Annotated in this window: 15 protein-coding genes; 13 read left to right on the plus strand and 2 right to left on the minus strand. The window is 62.7% G+C overall.

What is annotated here, in order from left to right:
• Positions 1–12: 12 nt before the first annotated feature.
• On the minus strand, positions 13–522 hold the full coding sequence (locus QCE73_RS24205; RefSeq protein WP_309883898.1) for a DUF6622 family protein: 510 nt from the start codon (positions 520–522) through the stop codon (positions 13–15).
• Positions 523–833: 311 nt separating this feature from the next.
• Here QCE73_RS24205 and QCE73_RS24210 point away from each other — a divergent pair, with 311 nt between their 5' ends.
• Positions 834–1,793 (plus strand): bile acid:sodium symporter family protein, encoded by a 960-nt coding sequence (locus tag QCE73_RS24210; protein WP_309883899.1) that lies wholly within the window; start codon positions 834–836, stop codon positions 1,791–1,793.
• 54 nt (positions 1,794–1,847) lie between these two features.
• Here the strand turns inward: QCE73_RS24210 and QCE73_RS24215 are convergent, their stop codons facing one another.
• Complete coding sequence (locus QCE73_RS24215; protein WP_309883901.1) at positions 1,848–2,411, minus strand: thioredoxin family protein; 564 nt, start codon at positions 2,409–2,411, stop codon at positions 1,848–1,850.
• Between the two features lie 242 nt (positions 2,412–2,653).
• On the opposite strand from QCE73_RS24215, the gene QCE73_RS24220 reads away from it, so the two are divergent.
• The 12 genes from QCE73_RS24220 (at position 2,654) to QCE73_RS24275 (ending at position 17,187) form a co-directional block, all read left to right on the plus strand.
• Positions 2,654–4,408: a cytochrome c biogenesis protein DipZ gene (locus QCE73_RS24220; RefSeq protein ID WP_309883902.1), complete on the plus strand. Its 1,755-nt coding sequence runs from the start codon at positions 2,654–2,656 to the stop codon at positions 4,406–4,408.
• A gap of 385 nt (positions 4,409–4,793) precedes the next feature.
• A complete protein-coding gene (locus QCE73_RS24225; RefSeq protein ID WP_309883903.1) occupies positions 4,794–6,080 on the plus strand; it encodes a glycine betaine/L-proline ABC transporter ATP-binding protein in 1,287 nt (428 codons plus the stop codon).
• On the plus strand, positions 6,077–6,964 hold the full coding sequence (locus QCE73_RS24230; protein WP_309883904.1) for a proline/glycine betaine ABC transporter permease: 888 nt from the start codon (positions 6,077–6,079) through the stop codon (positions 6,962–6,964). The genes QCE73_RS24225 and QCE73_RS24230 overlap by 4 nt, the downstream gene beginning before the upstream one ends.
• A 55-nt stretch (positions 6,965–7,019) precedes the next feature.
• Positions 7,020–7,901, plus strand: coding sequence for a glycine betaine ABC transporter substrate-binding protein (locus QCE73_RS24235; protein WP_035499794.1), 882 nt, complete (start codon positions 7,020–7,022; stop codon positions 7,899–7,901).
• Between the two features lie 57 nt (positions 7,902–7,958).
• Positions 7,959–9,263 carry a serine hydroxymethyltransferase gene (gene glyA / locus QCE73_RS24240; RefSeq protein ID WP_404989797.1) on the plus strand — a complete coding sequence of 435 codons (1,305 nt, stop codon included), beginning with the start codon at positions 7,959–7,961 and terminating at the stop codon, positions 9,261–9,263.
• Positions 9,264–9,313: 50 nt separating this feature from the next.
• Complete coding sequence (locus tag QCE73_RS24245; RefSeq protein WP_309883905.1) at positions 9,314–10,201, plus strand: dihydrodipicolinate synthase family protein; 888 nt, start codon at positions 9,314–9,316, stop codon at positions 10,199–10,201.
• 5 nt (positions 10,202–10,206) lie between these two features.
• On the plus strand, positions 10,207–11,538 hold the full coding sequence (locus QCE73_RS24250; protein ID WP_309883906.1) for an FAD-binding oxidoreductase: 1,332 nt from the start codon (positions 10,207–10,209) through the stop codon (positions 11,536–11,538).
• A gap of 17 nt (positions 11,539–11,555) precedes the next feature.
• Entirely contained in the window at positions 11,556–13,049 is a 1,494-nt protein-coding gene (locus QCE73_RS24255) for an aldehyde dehydrogenase (protein ID WP_309883907.1), read from the plus strand.
• A gap of 17 nt (positions 13,050–13,066) precedes the next feature.
• The gene (locus QCE73_RS24260) at positions 13,067–13,837 is read left to right on the plus strand and encodes a pyrroline-5-carboxylate reductase (protein ID WP_309883908.1); all 771 of its coding nucleotides are present in this window, start codon (positions 13,067–13,069) and stop codon (positions 13,835–13,837) included.
• Positions 13,838–13,878: 41 nt separating this feature from the next.
• On the plus strand, positions 13,879–14,880 hold the full coding sequence (locus QCE73_RS24265; protein ID WP_035499801.1) for a LysR family transcriptional regulator: 1,002 nt from the start codon (positions 13,879–13,881) through the stop codon (positions 14,878–14,880).
• Between the two features lie 7 nt (positions 14,881–14,887).
• Positions 14,888–15,814, plus strand: a complete 927-nt coding sequence (locus QCE73_RS24270; RefSeq protein ID WP_309883909.1) for a LysR substrate-binding domain-containing protein — start codon at positions 14,888–14,890, stop codon at positions 15,812–15,814.
• Positions 15,815–15,930: 116 nt separating this feature from the next.
• The gene (locus QCE73_RS24275) at positions 15,931–17,187 is read left to right on the plus strand and encodes an aromatic ring-hydroxylating dioxygenase subunit alpha (RefSeq protein WP_309883910.1); all 1,257 of its coding nucleotides are present in this window, start codon (positions 15,931–15,933) and stop codon (positions 17,185–17,187) included.
• The last annotated feature ends 532 nt before the right edge of the window (positions 17,188–17,719 follow it).

Here is a 17,719-nt window from a genome sequence, read left to right on the forward strand (position 1 = left end):
CGCGCAGAACAATCAGGCCCACGAGGCGCGCAGCGCGTGCATCGTTTTCCAGTACGTGAAGAAGCGTCCGGCGAACATGCCTGCGACGACACCCGACACGGCCGCATCGATCACGCCATACGTCACGAGCGCCGACAGATTCGTCACCGTCGCAATCTCGAAGCCGAGCCAGAACTTTGCGATGAACGTCGCGGCGATCAGCAGCAAGGGCACGAACGAACCCGGCAGCATCACGGTGCGCGCGATCGGATCGACGATGAAGCGGCTCCGGCTCGCATTGAACACGCCGGCCATGACGCCCACACCGAGCGCGAGAATCCACGCGGCGACAGCCGCCACACCCGTGAGCGGCGACGAAATCAGATGCGCGATGCCCATGCCCGCAAAAACCAGCGGGATGATCGCGAGTTTCGAAATCGGCGTGGTGCTGGCCTGCATCGCCTTGATGCCGCGATACAGCAGGAATGCGAGCAGCACCCAGACCCATGTCGGCGTGCCTTGAATGATGGCGATTGGTGTCATGTTCATCTCCTTCAGACCGGTTGTTTGATGCGCATGATGCCGCCGGTGAATTAGCTGCGAATGAGTCGAACAAGCCGGGCGTTTGCATCGCGTGTATTAAGCGCTCCCCGAAATCTGGCCGCGCGCCGGGTAAAATGCGCCTGCCCGCCGTTCGGCCGGAGATGCGTGTGACCCGCGCATTGACGGCATTGCGGGCCGCGTCCGCCTCACGAAGGCAAGCTTCCTTCCGTCTGCGTCCGTACGGTCATCCCGCGCACCGCCGCTTTCGCCGAACCCCACACACCACGCAACGACATTCGAGGATTGCTTTCATGCTTGCCCGCATCACCCGCCTTTTCCCGCTCTGGGCCGTGCTGGTTTCCGTCGCAGCCTATAGCGCGCCTTCTTCAGTGACGGGCATCGCGCCGCACGTCACGACGCTTCTGACCGTTATCATGCTGTCGATGGGCGTCACGCTTTCCATCGACGATTTCAGGCGTGTCTTCACACGGCCCGCGCCGGTCATCGCGGGCATCGTCCTGCATTACCTCGTGATGCCGCTTGCCGCATGGGCGATTGCGAAAGCGCTGCGCATGCCGCCCGATCTGACGGCGGGCATGGTGCTCGTCGGCAGTGTCGCGAGCGGCACCGCTTCGAACGTGATGATCTATCTCGCGCGCGGCGATGTGGCGCTGTCCGTCACGATCAGCGCGTTGTCGACGCTCGTCGGCGTGTTCGCGACGCCGCTGCTTACGCGTCTTTATGTCGATGCATCGATTGCCGTCGATGTGCACGGCATGCTGATGAGCATCGTGCAGATCGTCGCGCTGCCGATCGTCATCGGCCTCGTCGTGAATCATCTGTTCGGCAAGCTCGTGCGCAAGATCGAATGGATGCTGCCGCTCGTGTCGATGGTGTCGATCCTGCTGATCATCGCGGCGGTCGTCGGCGGCACGCAGAAGAGCATCGCATCGGTGGGCATGGTCGTCGCGGTGGGCGTGGTGCTGCACAACGGCATCGGTCTTCTGGGCGGCTACTGGGGCGGCCGTCTGCTCGGCTTCGACGAAGCCGTCTGCCGCACGCTCGCGATCGAAGTCGGCATGCAGAACTCGGGCCTTGCAGCGACCCTCGGCAAACTCTATTTCACGCCGATCGCGGCCTTGCCCGGCGCGCTGTTCTCGGTGTGGCACAACTTGTCGGGATCGATGCTCGCGGGCTATTGGGCGGGACGCCCCGCGAAAGGCTCGACGCGCGATACCGATGCACAAGGCGTCGTCGCGCGGCAGAGTTGAGCGTTCGCACGCAATCGAGTGAATTAAAAACGCGCCCATGCCGGCGCGTTTTTTTCAGTTCACTCCAAGCAGCCCGCGAATCGCTTCCTCAGTCTGCGCATAGCGTCCTTCGCCGAAATGCGTATACACGATCTTCCCGTTCTGATCGATCAGATAGAGCGCGGGCCAATACTGGTTGTTATACGCATTCCACGTTGCGTATCGATTGTCCTGCGCGACCGGATATTCGATTCCATATCTCGCGATAGCTTTCTTCAGATTGCCGGTGTCGTGCTCGAACGAGTATTCGGGCGTATGCACGCCGACTACAACAAGTCCTTTATCCCGATAGCGCGCATACCAGTCCTTCACATGTGGCAGCGTATGCGCGCAGTTGATGCAATCGAAGGTCCAGAAGTCGACGAGCACAACCTTGCCGCGCAACTGCGCGAGATCGAGCGGCGGGCTGTTGATCCAGTTATCGATGCCGGCGAAATCGGGGGCTTGCGCGCCGGTCTGCTGCATCGCTTTCATGCCGGCCGCGGAGTCGGTAGATGAAAAAGCGGTGAGCGCCGCGACGGCGCCGAGCGCGGCGACCATGGCAGTGCCGACGGCGGCGATCTTGAGTCGGGCAAACATGGCGAGTTCTCCTTTCGGTTTGGCGGTGAAGCGTATTGAAGCGCGCGGATGTATCGGGCGCGTGTCCCGTTTGTATCGCCATGTATCCGGCAGCGCGGCTGATACATGGCGTTGCACGGCGCGCCGTTTCTGAAATTCACGCGATACATGAAGGCGCTGAAATACGTCACATGGCCAGATGTGCCACTTCCCCGGCGTTCGATGCCGGTCCGTCCAACCGATTTCCACGGAACACCGATCTCATGTCACTCATCGTCATCGCATTCTTCGGCGGCGTGTTCACCGTGCTGAGCCCCTGCATCCTGCCGGTCGTGCCGTTCGTGTTCGCGCGCTCGGACAAGCCCTTCGTCACCGATCGCCTGCCGCTTCTCATCGGGCTCGCGGGCACGTTCGCGCTCGTGACCGGCATCGGCGTCGCGGGTCTCGCGGGCGCCGCCCAATTGAACGAATACGGCCGCTGGATCGCGCTTGGCACGCTCGGGCTGTTCGGCGCGGCGCTGCTGTTTCCGTCGATTGCCGAGCGGCTCACGCGTCCGCTGTCGGCGCTCGCGGATCGAATCGTCGCGCGTTCGCAGACACAGGGCACGACGCGCCGCATCGCTTCGTCGATGCTGCTGGGCGCGGCGACCGGGCTGCTGTGGGCGCCGTGCGCGGGGCCGATCCTCGGCGTGATTCTCACGAGCGCGGCCTTGCATGGCGCGAACTGGCACACGGCTGCGGCGCTCGCCGCGTATGGCATCGGCGCGGCGAGTTCGCTCGCGGTCGCGTCGAGCCTCGGCAAGCGCGCGCTGGACAGGCTCAAGCGTTCGTTCGGCGTGGGCGAGCATCTGCGCCGTGCAACGGGCGCGCTCGTCGTATTGACCGTGGCCGCAATAGCGACGGGCCTCGATACGCGCGTGCTCGCACATATCCCCGGCGCGCCGACGAACGGCATCGAGAGCAAGCTCGTCGGCGTGCTGAAGGCTAAACAGACTTCGCACGATGCACGACAGGGCGCGCGCATCATGCGCGTATCGACGATGGCCACGCTGCCGGTTCAGGGCAAGTTGCCATCGCTCGACGGCGCGACGACCTGGCTCAATTCCGCGCCGCTTTCCGCCGATGCATTGCGCGGCAAGGTCGTCGTGGTCAACTTCTGGACGTATTCGTGCATCAATTGTCTGCGCACGCTGCCGTATCTCAAGACATGGGCGCAACGTTATGGCGATGACGGGCTTGTCGTGATCGGCGTGCATACGCCCGAGTTCGGCTTCGAGCGCGACACCGCGAACGTGAAGCGCGCCCTCGCGAATCTGAACATCAAGTACCCCGTCGCCGTCGATAACGACTACGGCATCTGGCGCGCGTTCGGCAATCAGTACTGGCCGGCGTTCTATATCGTCGATGCGCAAGGGCGCGTGCGCTTTCATCACTTCGGCGAAGGCGGATACAGCGAAGCGGAGAACGCGATTCGCCAGTTGCTCGCCGATAACGGCGCGACGATGACCGCCCGCGATGCGCAAAGCGTGCAGGGCAGCGGCACGCAGGCGGCGGCCGATCCGGCGGACATCGGTTCGGACGAGACCTATGTGGGCTACCGGCAGGCGCAAGGCTTCGCGTCGCCGCAACGTGTGATGCCCGATGCCATCGAAACCTACACGCTGCCCGCGCGACTCTCGCTCAACGACTGGGCGCTCGATGGAAAGTGGAACGTCGGCGCAGAGGCGGCGGTGCCGGCCGCGCCGCAAGCACGCATCGCGTATCGCTTTCATGCGCGCGATCTGCATCTCGTGCTCGGGCCGTCGCCGGATGGCAAGCCGGTGCGCTTTCGCGTGACGATCGATGGCGCAGCGCCGGGCGCGTCACACGGCGCGGATATCGCCGCCGACGGCAGCGGCGTCGTGACGAACGCGCGTCTCTATCAGCTCGTGCGTCAGACGGGCGCGGTCGTCGATCGCACTTTCGAAATCGAATTTCTCGATCCCGGCGCGCAGGCGTATAGCTTCACCTTCGGGTAATTCGCTTGCTGACTTTCCCCCTCGACGCCGCGCCCATGCGCGGCGTTTTTTCGTCTTTACCACTAGAAAAAGTCATCCGGACGGCTCCGGCTAGGTGCATTCCCTAGCGTCTCTTTTGAAAGGTCGCGTGGCGCGCTTCGTCCACGCGCCCATCTCGTCGCCGCAAAGCCGCGCCGGCTCTGGTTCCGCGGCCCACGCGCAGCGCCGCACCATGCTTAGGCAGCTTCTGCACTGCTCGCATGCATTACCAGAAGTATCGGAAAGTGCTCAGAAAATGTCGGTGGGTGATCGAAATTGGCCATGTACGCTTCATTCAACGCAAAGAACGCCGAGATGTACCGGCAGCGACAAATCCCTTTCTCGAACTTGCCAGGTGACTGAACCGATGATTCCCAACCTGACTCTCGCACCGAACGACGTCACGAATCCGGCTCCCTCGCAGTCGGGAACCGTATCGCCGGCACGATCGGTTGCGGCGTCCCAGACCGAGATCCTCACGGTCAAAAACCTTTCGAAGATTTTCGGCGCGAAGCCGGAGCGCGCTCAGGAACTGTTGAACCAGGGCCTCGGCCGCAACGAAATCTTCGCGCAGACCGGCAACATGGTCGCCGTCGACGATGTGAGCCTCGCGGTCAACGCGGGCGAGATCTTCGTCATCATGGGCCTTTCCGGCTCGGGCAAATCGACGCTCGTGCGTCTGCTCAACCGCCTCATCGAGCCGACCTCGGGACAAGTGATTCTCGAAGGCCGCGACATCGCGCCGATGAGCACGCCCGAACTGCGCGCCGTGCGCCGCGAAAAAATGGCGATGGTGTTCCAGTCTTTTGCGCTGCTGCCGAATCGCTCGGTCATCGACAACATTGCTTACGGCCTCGAAGTCGCGGGCAAGAAGAAGGCGGATCGTTATGAAGTCGCACGCGCCGCACTGACGCGCGTCGGCCTCGCTTCCTACGAGAAGCTGTTGCCGAGCGAACTGTCGGGCGGCATGCAGCAGCGCGTCGGTCTTGCTCGCGCGCTCGCGGTGAATCCTTCGGTGCTGTTGATGGACGAAGCGTTCTCCGCACTCGATCCGCTCATCCGCTTCGAGATGCAGAACGAACTTCTGCGCCTGCAGAAGGAAGAACAGCGCACGATCGTGTTCATCTCGCACGATATCGAAGAAGCGGTGAAGATCGGCGGGCGCATCGGCATCATGAAAGACGGCCGCCTGATTCAAGTGGGCACGCCGGCAGAACTCATCCAGTCGCCCGCCGACGATTACGTGCGCGACTTCTTCCGCAATGTCGACGTATCGCGCTTTCTCGAAGCATCGAGCCTGATGACGAAGGTCGAGCGCGGTCTCATCGCGTGCAACACAAGCGCGCCGTCGGAGCGCTATCTGAACGGCCTGATCGACAGCGGCGCCGAATGCGGCTACGTCTGCGACGAGGCAGGGCGCTATCAGGGCTGCGTGACGCCGGCATCGCTGCACAAGACCGGCAACCGGCCGATCAGCGACGCGTTGCTGCGCGATGTCGCGGCGGTCCCGCTGACAGCCGATCTGCATCAACTCGCGACTATTGCGCTCGGCCAGGAGCACGACGTGCCGGTCACCGACGAACAGGGCAGACTCGCGGGCGTGGTGTCCTGCCGCACGATTCTCAAGCAGGTCATGGAGCGGAGAGCAGCATGAATTCCTCGATTTTTGGAAAGGCCGCCGAAGACGCAGTCAACTTTCTTTTCTCGCATTTTCGCGGCGGTTTCGACGCATTCTCGGCCGCGCTCGGCGCAGTCATCAAGCTGCTCGAAGATGGTCTCGGCGCGGTGCCGTTCATCGTGATGCTCGTGATTCTCATGGCGCTCGCGCTGTGGAGAAGAGGTGTCGTGTTCGCGGTGTTCGTCGGCGCGGCGCTCTATGTGATCAACTACATGGGCCTCTGGGCGCAGACCACTTCGACACTCGCGCTCGTCGTCGCGGCGACCTTCTTCAGTCTCGTGATCGGCGTGCCGCTCGGCATCTGGGGTGCGCGCAACCGGCGTGTGGAAGTCGTGCTGCGTTCCCTGCTCGATTTCATGCAGACGATGCCCGCGTTCGTCTATCTGATTCCCGCGGTCATCCTGTTCGGTCTCGGACGTGTGCCCGCGGTGATCGCGACGATCGTCTTCGCCATGCCGCCGGTCGTGCGCCTGACGACGCTTGGCATTCGCCAGGTGCGTGAGGAATTGCTCGAAGCGGGCCGATCGTTCGGCAGCACGGATGCGCAACTGCTCTGGAAGATTCAGTTGCCCAATGCACTGCCTTCGATCATGGCGGGCGTGAACCAGACGATCATGATGGCGCTGTCGATGGTGGTGGTCGCATCGATGATCGGTGCGGGCGGGCTCGGCGAATACGTGCTGAGCGGCATTCAGCGGCTCGATATCGGCATCGGCTTCGAAGGCGGCCTCGGCGTGGTGTTGCTCGCGATCATTCTCGACCGGCTGACGGAGAGTTTCGGCGTGAAGTCGAAGAAGAAAAAGAAGGTCATCTCCACGCCGGTCAAGCCTGCCCCAGCCGAAAACACCGCTCAGACCTGAGCAGCACAGCGTCGCCAATATCTCAAATCCTGAACCGCAAGATATGGAGTCCGAAATGAATAACAGCTTTATAAAATCCCTGATCGTCAAGATCGTGACGCCGGCCATCGTGGCGTTCGGGGCCGGTGCGAATCCGGCGATCTCGGCCGAGCCTCTCAAAGTCGCCGTCACGAACTGGGCCGATGTGCTCGCGGTCGCCAATGTCGCGAAGTACGTGCTAGAAACGAAGCTCCAGCAGCCGGTGCAGTTCGTTCAGGCGGATATCGGCATCCAGTATCAGGGCGTGTCGCGCGGCGATCTCGACATCATGGTCGGCGGATGGCTGCCGGTGACGCACGGCCAGTATGTCGCGCGCTACAAGGACACGCTCGACGACGTCGGCATCATCTACACGGGCGGCAAGAACGGCTGGGCAGTTCCGGCATATGTGCCCGAGTCGCAGCTTTCATCGATCGAAGACCTGAAAAAGCCCGAGGTGCAGAAGCAGCTCAACGGCGTGATCCAGGGCATCGAGCCGGGCGGCGGTCTCATGCAGGCATCGGAAAAGACCATCAAAGCATATGACCTGTCGGGCTACAAGCTGCAATCGGCGAGCGAGGCCGGCATGCTCGCGTCGATTCAGCGCGCATATGGATCGAAGCAATGGATCGTCGCGACCGTATGGAGCCCGCACTGGCTGTTCCAGAAGTGGCAGATGCGCTATCTGAAAGACCCGAAAGGCACGCTCGGTGGCGAAGAGCAGGTTCACGCTTTCGCATCTAAGCAGTTCGCGACCAAGTTTCCGCGTGCGGATGTATTCTTCAAGCATTTCAAGCTGACGCTCGCGGATGTCGAGTCGATCGAATTCGAAGGCAATTCGACCAACGACTACGCGACGGCCGCGAAGAAGTTCGTCGACGCGCATCCGGACAAGGTGAAGGCGTGGCTCGCGCAGTGAAGTCTGCGTTTAACGCCTCGTAGAGCTGTATTGCACGACACCCTCGGAGTCTTTCTCGTGAACGAGTATTCGCGCTTCTTTGGCCAGAGCCTGCAGAGCCACGATCCCGTGATCGCATCGGAGATCGCTCTGGAGTTGCGCCGTCAGCAGACGCAGATCGAACTGATCGCATCCGAAAACATCGTGTCGTCGGCGGTGCTGGAGGCGCAAGGCACCGTCCTCACGAACAAGTACGCCGAAGGCTATCCGTCGCGGCGCTACTACGGCGGATGCGAACATGTCGATCGCATCGAGGCGCTCGCGATCGATCGCGTGAAGGCGCTGTTCGACGCGGAGTTCGCCAACGTGCAGCCTCATTCGGGTGCGCAGGCGAACGGCGCGGCGATGCTCGCGCTGCTCAATCCCGGCGATACGGTCATGGGCATGTCGCTCGATGCGGGCGGGCATCTGATGCACGGCGCGCGCCCCGCGCTGTCGGGCAAGTGGTTCAACGCGGTTCAGTACGGCGTGAGTGCGGATACGCTGCGCATCGATTACGACGAGGTGCGGCGGATGGCGGAGCAGCATCGCCCGAAGCTCATCATCGCGGGATGTTCGGCGTATCCGCGTGCGCTCGATTTCGCGGTGTTCCGCGAGATCGCGGACAGCGTCGGCGCGTGGCTGATGGTGGACATGGCGCATATCGCGGGCATCGTCGCGGCGGGGCGGCATCAGAATCCGGTGCCGTTCGCCGATGTGGTCACGTCCACCACGCACAAGACGCTGCGCGGCCCGCGTGGCGGCTTCATTCTCACGAACGACGGCGACATCGCCAGAAAGATCGACTCGGCGGTGTTTCCCGGTTTGCAGGGCGGACCGCTCATGCATGTGATCGCCGGCAAGGCGGTCGCGTTCGGCGAAGCGCTGCGGCCCGATTTCACCGCTTACATCGATCGCGTGCTGCGTAATGCGCAGGCGCTCGGCAAGGTATTGCAGGCGGGCGGGCTGAGCCTCGTGACGGGCGGCACGGACAACCATCTGCTGCTCGTCGATCTGCGCGGCAAGCGCATCACGGGCGTGCAGGCGGAGAAGGCGCTTGAGCGCGCGGGCATCGCGTGCAACAAGAACAACATTCCGTTCGATACCGAGATCCCGAGCGTGACTTCAGGCATCCGCCTCGGCACGCCCGCGGCGACGACGCGCGGCTTCGGCGTCGCCCAGTTCGAGCAGGTCGGCGCAATGATTCTCGACGTGCTGGCCGCGCTCGAACATGCGCCCAATGGCGACGAGCACGTGGAGCACGTGGAGCGCGCGGTTCGCGCCCGCGTGCGCGAGTTGTGCGGCACGTACCCGATTTATTCACATGCGGAAGCGCTCGTCTGACGCGCATCGCGCATGACCACACACTATCCTTTCATCAGAGAGACACAATCATGAGCTTCGAAGGCGTTCATACTCCGCTCGTCACCCCGTTCAAGGACGACGGCGAAATCGATCACGAGATGCTCGGCAAACACGCCGCCAGTCTCGTGGGCCGCGTGTCGGGCATGGGGGTCGGCGGCACCACCGGCGAATACTACGCGCTCAGCTTCGACGAGCGCGTGAAGACGTTCGACACGGTGGCGTCGGCGGTCGGCGGAAAGACGTACCTCACCGCGGGCATCAACGCGACCACGACGAAGGAAGTCGTACGTATCGGCCAGGAAGCGAAGCGCGCGGGCTATGACGCGTTGCTCGTCGCGGCGCCGTATTACACGCAGCCGACGCAGGACGAGTTGCTCGCTCACCTGCTGAAGGTCGATGACGCGCTCGACATGCCGATCATGCTCTACAACTTTCCGGCGCGGACGGGCACGGCGATCGGCGACGAAGTCCTCGACAAGTTGATCGCGCGCCCCAACTTCGCCGCGATGAAGGAAAGCACGGGCGATATCGCTCATCTGCATCATCTCGCGACGCATCTGCCGGAGCGCTTCGTCCTCAGTTGCGGCATGGACGATCAGGCGCTCGAGTTCTTCGCGTGGGGCGTGCGAAGCTGGGTCGCGGGTGCTTCGAACTTCCTGCCCGAAGCGCATACCGATCTGCTCGAAGCATGCGTGAAGCGCGGCGATTTCATCGCTGGCCGCAAGCTGATGACGCAATTGCTTCCGGTGCTCGAACTGCTGGAGCGCAGCGGCAAATTCATCCAGTATGTGCGTTATGGATGTGAACTCGCGGGCACGCGCGTCGGCAATGCGCGCGCGCCGCTCGGCACGCTCAACGACGAAGAGCGCAGTGCCTTCGCCAAGATCGTTCAACCCTTGCTGCGCAACGCTCAGTAACGTGAATGGCCTCGAAACTGGATTTCGTGCGGTTTCCCGCACCCGATGGCGTGAACGGCTGGTGGGAAAGTCTGCCGCCCGCCGCGCCCGCGAAAAGCGTGACAGGCGAGCAGCGCTTCGACTTCGTGGTGGTCGGCGGCGGCATCACGGGCTTGTGCGCGGCGCGGCGGCTTGCCGAACTTGCGCCGGATGCAGCCATCGCGCTGGTGGAAGCGGATCGCGTCGGGCGTTCGACAGCGGGGCGCAATTCCGGCTTTTTCGTCGATTTGCCGCATGACATCAGCAGCGAAAGTTATTCGCGCAGTGTCGAGGCCGACAAGGCGGACGTGCGCCTGCAACGGCACGGCATCGACTATGTGCGCAGCACGGTCAAGGCTCATGGCATTGAGTGCGACTGGCGCGACGACGGGAAGTATCACGCGTCGGTGAACAAGAAGGGTCACTCTGCGCTGACTCATTTTGCGGATGGACTCGCGCGCATCGGCGAGCCGTGCGAGTGGCTCGACGAAGCCGCGATCGCCAACGTGACGGGCACGCGTTTCTATCAAAGCGCGCTCTTCACGCCAGGATGCAGCACGGTTCAGCCGGCGGCGCTCATGCGCGGCCTCGCCGCGACGCAGCCGTCGAATGTGACGGTCTTCGAACTGAGCGCGGTGAAGGGCATGGAAACGTGCGGGCAGACCAACGTCCTGAGCTTTGCGAACGGCAAGATCGAGGCGAAGCGCGTCGTGCTGTGCACCAACGCGTATGCGGCGACCTTCGGCGGCCATCCTAACGGCTTGCTGCCGGTCTATACGTTCGCGTCGATGTCGCGCGTGATGACCGGCGACGAGATCGCAAGACTCGGCGGAACAAACTCGTGGGCGCTCATTCCCGCCGATCCGATGGGCACCACCGTGCGCCGTCTCGCGACGAACCGTATCTGCGTGCGCAACCATTTCGCGTTCCGGCCTAATCTCTCGGTATCCGAAGGCGATCTCGCGAAAGCGAAGCATCTGCATCAGCGTTCGTTCGACCGGCGCTTTCCGATGCTCAAGGATGTCGAACTGCAATACACATGGGGCGGCGCGTTGTGCCTCTCGGCGAACAACGGCGCGCTCTTCGGGCAACGCGAGGATGGCGTATTCGAAGCAGTCGGCTGCAATGGCCTCGGCCTGAGCCGCGGATCGGCGGCAGGCAAGCTCATCGCCGAACACGCGCTGGGGCAATCGAACGATCTGATCAATCAACTGCTGAAACAGCCGCATCCACGCTCGCTGCCGATGCGGCCGATCGCGGACGTCGCGGTATCGGCGGCAATCTGGGTGAAGGAATTCTCGGCGGGCGCCGAACTTTGAATCTGTGAGGACATGACATGACGACGCATCAGGATTGGAAACGTCAGGCCGAGCATCTGTCGCTCGACGGCCGCGCATTTATCGCGGGAGCACGCTGCAACGCCGCATCGAATGAAACGTTCGACACGCTGAATCCGTCGACCGGCAAGGTGCTTGCGGAAGTCGCGAAGTGCGACGCGAAGGACATCGACCGCGCGGTCGTCGCGGCGCGCGAGGCGTTCGAATCGGGCGTGTGGTCGAAGGCCGCGCCAGCGCAGAGAAAGGCGGTTCTGCAACGTCTCGCACAATTGATCGACGACAACGCCGAAGAACTCGCGCTGCTCGAAGCGCTCGAAGCGGGCAAGCCGATCAGCGAATGCATGGGGCTCGACATTCCCGAATCGGCGGCGTGCATCCGCTGGCATGCCGAGGTCACGGACAAGCGATACGACGCGCTATCGCCGTCCGGTCCGAGCGTCGTGAGCATGATCACGCGCGAGCCGATCGGTGTTGTCGGCGCGGTGCTGCCGTGGAATTTTCCGGCGCTGATGCTGGCGTGGAAGATCGGGCCGGCGCTGTCGGTGGGCAATAGCGTCATCGTGAAGCCGGCGGAACAGACTTCGCTCTCGACGCTGCGCATCGCGGACCTCGCGCTGGAAGCGGGCCTGCCTTCCGGCGTGTTCAGCGTCGTGACGGGCTTCGGCGAAAGCGCGGGTCAGGCGCTCGGCACGCACGCGGATGTCGATCTCATCGCGTTCACGGGCTCGACCGAAACCGGCAAGCGCTTCCTGCGCTATTCCGCCGATACGAACCTGAAGCGCGTCGTGCTCGAATGCGGCGGGAAAAATCCGCAAGTCGTCTTGCCCGATGTCGCCAATCTCGATGCCGTCGCGGAGCAGGCCGTCGCCGCCGCGTTCTGGAACATGGGCGAGAACTGCAGCGCGGGCTCGCGCATTCTGGTGCACAAGAGCCAGAAGGCCGAACTGCTGCAAAAGGTTCAGGCCGTGCTCGAAGGCTGGAAGGTCGGCGATCCGCTCGATCCCGATGTCAAGCTCGGCTCGCTCATCGAGGAAGCGCATTACCGCAAGGTGCTGGGCCATATCGAGAAGGCGAAGGCGGAAGGCGCGCGTGTCGCGAGCGGCGGCAATGCGACGCTGACTGAAACGGGCGGCTGGTTCGTCGAGCCGACCATCTTCGACAACGTCACGCCCGAGATGAGCATCGCGCGCGACGAGGTCTTCGGCCCGGTCGTGTGCTTTATCGAATATGCTGACGTCGACGAGGCCGTGCGCATCGCGAACGATACGTGCTACGGACTCGCGGCATCGCTGTGGACCGATAACGTGAATCAGGCGCTGAAAGTCGCGGCGCGCATTCGCGCGGGCACCGTGACCGTGAACTGCTTCGGCGAGGGCGATCTTTCGACACCCTTCGGCGGCTTCAAGCAGTCCGGTTTCGGCGGACGCGACAAGTCGGTCTACGCGCACGACCAATACTGCGAGCTGAAGACGACCTGGCTGAAGCTCGACTGACCATCGGACGAGGCAACATGCGCATTGGCTTCATCGGCACCGGCACGATCACGGAGGCGGTCGTGACCGGCATGATCCGTTTCGGCGTGTCTTTCGAGCGCGTGGCGCTGTCGCCGCGCAATACGAAGATCGCGGCGCGGCTGGCCGCGCTCGATGCGCGCATCGAAGTCTGCGAAAGCAATCAGGATGTGCTCGATACATCGGACGTCGTGTGTCTTGCGGTCGTGCCGCAGATCGCGGCGGACGTCCTGAACGAACTGACCTTCGATGCGCGGCATCACGTCATCAGCTTCATCGCGGGGAAGTCGCTCGATCAGATCGGGGCGTTCGTGCGCCGTTCGTCCAGGATCGTGCGCGCGGTGCCGCTGCCCGCCGTCGCGGCAGGCAAGGGCAGTACGGCGATCTGCCCGCGCGACGACATCGCACGTGCGCTGTTCGCGCCGCTCGGCGAAGCCGTCGAAGTCGACGACGAGCATCAGTTCGACGCGCTTTCCGCCGCGACCGCGACGATGGCCGCCTTCTTCGCGCTGCTCGAGGAACAGGCGTCGTGGCTCGTCGCGCAAGGCGTGCCGTATGCGTCGGCCCGGTCGTTTTTGTCGGGCTATCATGTGGGGCTCGCTCATGAAGCGACGTCAGGCATGGAGCCTTTCTCCGCGATGATCGGGCACGCGAGCACGCCCGGCGGTCTCAACGAGCAGCTCAACCGCGAGCTCACGGAGCGGGGCACGTACGCGCACTACGCGGAGGCGCTCGACCATATCATGCGCCGCGTGCAAGGGCGTGGATAACGACGAACAAACGACAAACGCGCCCCTCGAAGGTGATTCGCATGCAGAAGAAACAGCAGTTCGCGGACCGGCTTCTCGCCCAGATGCCATCGCTGCGCGCACTCCGGTGTTTCGTCACCGCGGCGCGTTACGAAAGCTTCACGCAGGCCGCGGAAGTGCTGTGCGTCACGCAGGCGGCCGTGAGCCGGCAGATCAAGGAACTCGAAGACACGCTCGAAGTCGCGCTGTTCGAGCGTACCGGCAGACATATCGCGCTGACCGACGCGGGCCGCATTCTCTACAACGCATCGTATCTGTCGATCATGAATATCGCGGAGGCGGCGCAGGCGGTGCGGCGCGTCGATCGTCACGCGCTGACGCTCTGCATCTCTCATACTTTTTCTGCGCTCTGGCTATCGTTCAGGCTGCCCGCGTTTCGCCAGCGCTTTCCGAATATCCGCCTGCATGTGATGGTGACCGAGCACTTCATGGAGCTCGACGACCTCATGGAGCCCGATGTCATCATCACGAAGAACCCGCCGCGCGAGGCGGAGTATGAAGTCGAGCCGCTCTTTCACGACATCGTTTATCCGGTATGCAGCGTTCCGTTTTATGAGCGCTATTTTCACGGACGCACGTTGAAGCCGCTCGATCTGCTCGCGCATCCGACGCTGAGCCTGTCGCTGCTCGGGCGCGCGCAAGTGTGCGAGCACGTCGACTGGCGCGTGTGGAAAAACTGGTATCAGCAAGGCGACGGTTCCGAACGCCTCGATCAGCATGACGATCTCGAGAGCAACGACTACCGGTTGCTCGTCGCGCAGGCCGAAGCGGGCGAGGGGACGCTGCTCGGCTGGCATCATCTCGTGCATCGTCAGGTCGAGCAGAAAAAACTGGTTCGTCCCGTCGACGATGCGCTCGTGTTCCACGATCGTCATCACTACGTGATCACGCATCGCAATGCAAAATCCCGCCCGGAATACGTTCAGTTTCGCCAATGGCTCGACGAGGAGATCGCCACGATGATGCAGGGATGGCCCGCGGCCGAATCGAAGGCCGTTCTCTGAGCGCCGCATGAAACCGGCGACCGAAAAACCGAAGGGGTATCGGCGGCTCATTCCGTCGGTGACCGCGCTGGTCGAGTTCGAAGCGGTCGCGCGTCTCGGCAGCTTCACGCTCGCGGCGCATGAACTGGGCGTCACGCAGGCCGCCGTGAGCCGGCAGGTCCGCTTCCTCGAAGAGACGCTCGGCACGCGGCTTTTTCGCCGGCTGCATCGCGCGATCGAACTGACCGGGGAAGGCGAGGCGCTGTACCGCGTCGTCGCGGAATCGATGCAGAAGATCGCGAGCGTGTTCGACCGCATCGCGCGCGGCCCCGTGCAGCAGGAGCTCGTGCTGGCCGCGACTTCCGCGTTCTCGCACTTCCGTCTTTTGCCGCGGCTCGCGTCGCTCAAGGCCGTGCAGCCCGATTTGCAATTGCGGCTGTCGACCCAGATGTTCACGGCGGATTTGCGGCACAAGGAAATCGATGTCGCGGTGCGCTTCGGCAATGGCGTATGGCCGGACGGCACGGCGACGTTGCTCTTCGACGAGGAAGTGTTTCCGGTCTGTTCCCCTTCATGGCTCCAAGCGCAGGCCGAGCCGGCGTCGCTGGAAGAGCTCGCGGGCTGCGTGCTGGTCGAATCGGATTCGACATCCGAAGGCTGGATGGGCTGGGAAGAGTGGTTCCATGCGGTCGGATTCCGGCCGATGCGTCTGAATTTTTCGCTGCGTTGCAGCCTCTACACCGACGCGATCCAGGCCGCGCGTTACGGCCAGGGCGTCGCGCTCGGCTGGGGCCGGCTCGTTCAGGATTTTCTCGAAAGCGGCGAGCTGGTGAGGCTGAACGTGGCATCGTTCAGGCCGGGCGATTCGTACTTTGCCGTGGTGCCGCACGGCCGCGCCATCACGCCCCCTATCGCCGCGCTGATCGAGTGGCTGCGCGACGATGCGCACGCATAATTCAAAGTAATCCGAGATCGAAAATAAAGCGCATTGACGCTAATTTCTAGCGATCCAATACTCAGGTTATCGCGGGACCACACGAAGTCCCGATCCCTGAACGATGGAGAGCGACGATGTCCGAAGTGCAATTCAAGACTCATGGCGAACTGATCCGCAGCCGCGAGCCCGGTCACGGATTGCCCGGCGAGCTGTTCGGGCGGCAGGACGTGTTCGAGACGGACGTCGAGGTCTTTTTCCATAAGCACTGGATTCTGGTCGGCGTGACGGCGGACGTGCCCGAGCCGGGCGATGTCTCGACGGTGGATATCGGCCGGGCTTCGATCATCATCGTTCGCGATGACGACGAGAATATCCGCACCTATCGGAACGTCTGCCGCCATCGTGGCGCGCGCCTGAAGGAGCCGGGGAAATCGACCGTCGGCATGCTGGTGTGCCCGTATCACCAATGGACCTACGATCTCGACGGCAGCCTGCGCCACGCCGCGCACATGGGCCGCGATTTCGATCCGAAGTGCCGCAGTTTGCTGCCGGTGCATACGCGCATCGTCGGCACGCATATCTTCGTGTGCCTCGCCGACGAACCGCCGGCGGATATCGCGAAGCTCGAAGACACGATGGCGCCGCGATTCGCGCCTTACGATATGCGGAACACGAAGATCGCGTTCGAATCGGAAATCATCGAGAACGGCAACTGGAAGCTCGTGATCGAGAACAATCGCGAGTGCTATCACTGCGCCGCGACTCATCCGGAACTGACTGCTTCGTTTTTGCCCGAGGATTTCGGCTTCTGTCCCGAGAATCTTCCCGAGGAAGCGCTGCGCGAAATCGAGGCTTACAAGGAACGCAACGCGGCTTGTCAGGCGAGTTGGGAAAGCGATGGCTTCACGAGTGCGACCGTCGAATGGCTGGATGAGGATGCCGTCACGCAGTTCAGAACGCAGCAACTCGTCATCGCGGGGCACGGCGAGTCGCAGACCATCAGCACGAAGGTCGCAAGCGAAAAGCTGCTCGGCGATCTGCAGCGGCGCGATCTGGGCGACACGCATCTCTGGACGCACAACTCATGGACGCATGTGATGAGCGATCATGCGGTGGTTTCGTACATTATTCCGCTTGCGCCGGATAAAACGCTCGTGCGATCGAAGTGGCTTGTGCACGCGGATGCTGTGGAAGGTGTCGACTATCAGATTCAGGATCTGACGGAAGTGTGGGTCGCGACGAATGCGCAGGATAAGCATCTTGTCGAGATCACGCATGAGGGTACGCAGGATCCGGCTTTTCGGCCGGCTGTGTTCTCGCCGTTTACCGAGAGTTATGTGGAGCAGTTTTCGCGTTGGTATGTCGCTCGGTTGGGTGCGCATGGGGTATAGGGGGGGTGGCTAGAGCGTTTGATTCGTTGGATGCTTCTCGCCGGATCCCGTTAGCGTGGTGGTCTATTGGCACTGCCCCTCCCCGGGGCGGGGGTCACTTTCTTTGCTGCTGCAAAGAAAGTAACCAAAGAAAGCAGCTCGTTTAAGCCCGCGGTCACACGCACGTTGGCCATGCTTGCCAGCCGTCGATGGCACTCGCCTAAGTGTCACCCTCACAGGCCCAATCGGGCTTGGCTCGCGCACGGTCTGACGAGCTAGTGGTTTTAGGGCGCTGGTTCAGCACCAAATAGCTTCGGCACAGCGCTTCGCGCTGCCGTTGGGTATGCAAGGGAAACCGTCGAAGAAGAAGCGCTTGCAAACCCGATTGACCCATCGGCCGCGTAGCAGGCCGGAGCTATTTGGTGCTGAACCAGTTTGTTGTGTGGTGCGATGAGTCAGACCGTGCGCGGTCCAAGCCCTTGTCTGCTTGTGGGGGCACTCGCTACTGCCGGGCCATTCAGCCAATCGCCTGTGCCGCGGCCGGTGTGAAGTG

The organism is Caballeronia sp. LZ029 (genome assembly GCF_031451275.1).
Classification (GTDB): Bacteria; Pseudomonadota; Gammaproteobacteria; order Burkholderiales; family Burkholderiaceae; genus Caballeronia; species Caballeronia jiangsuensis.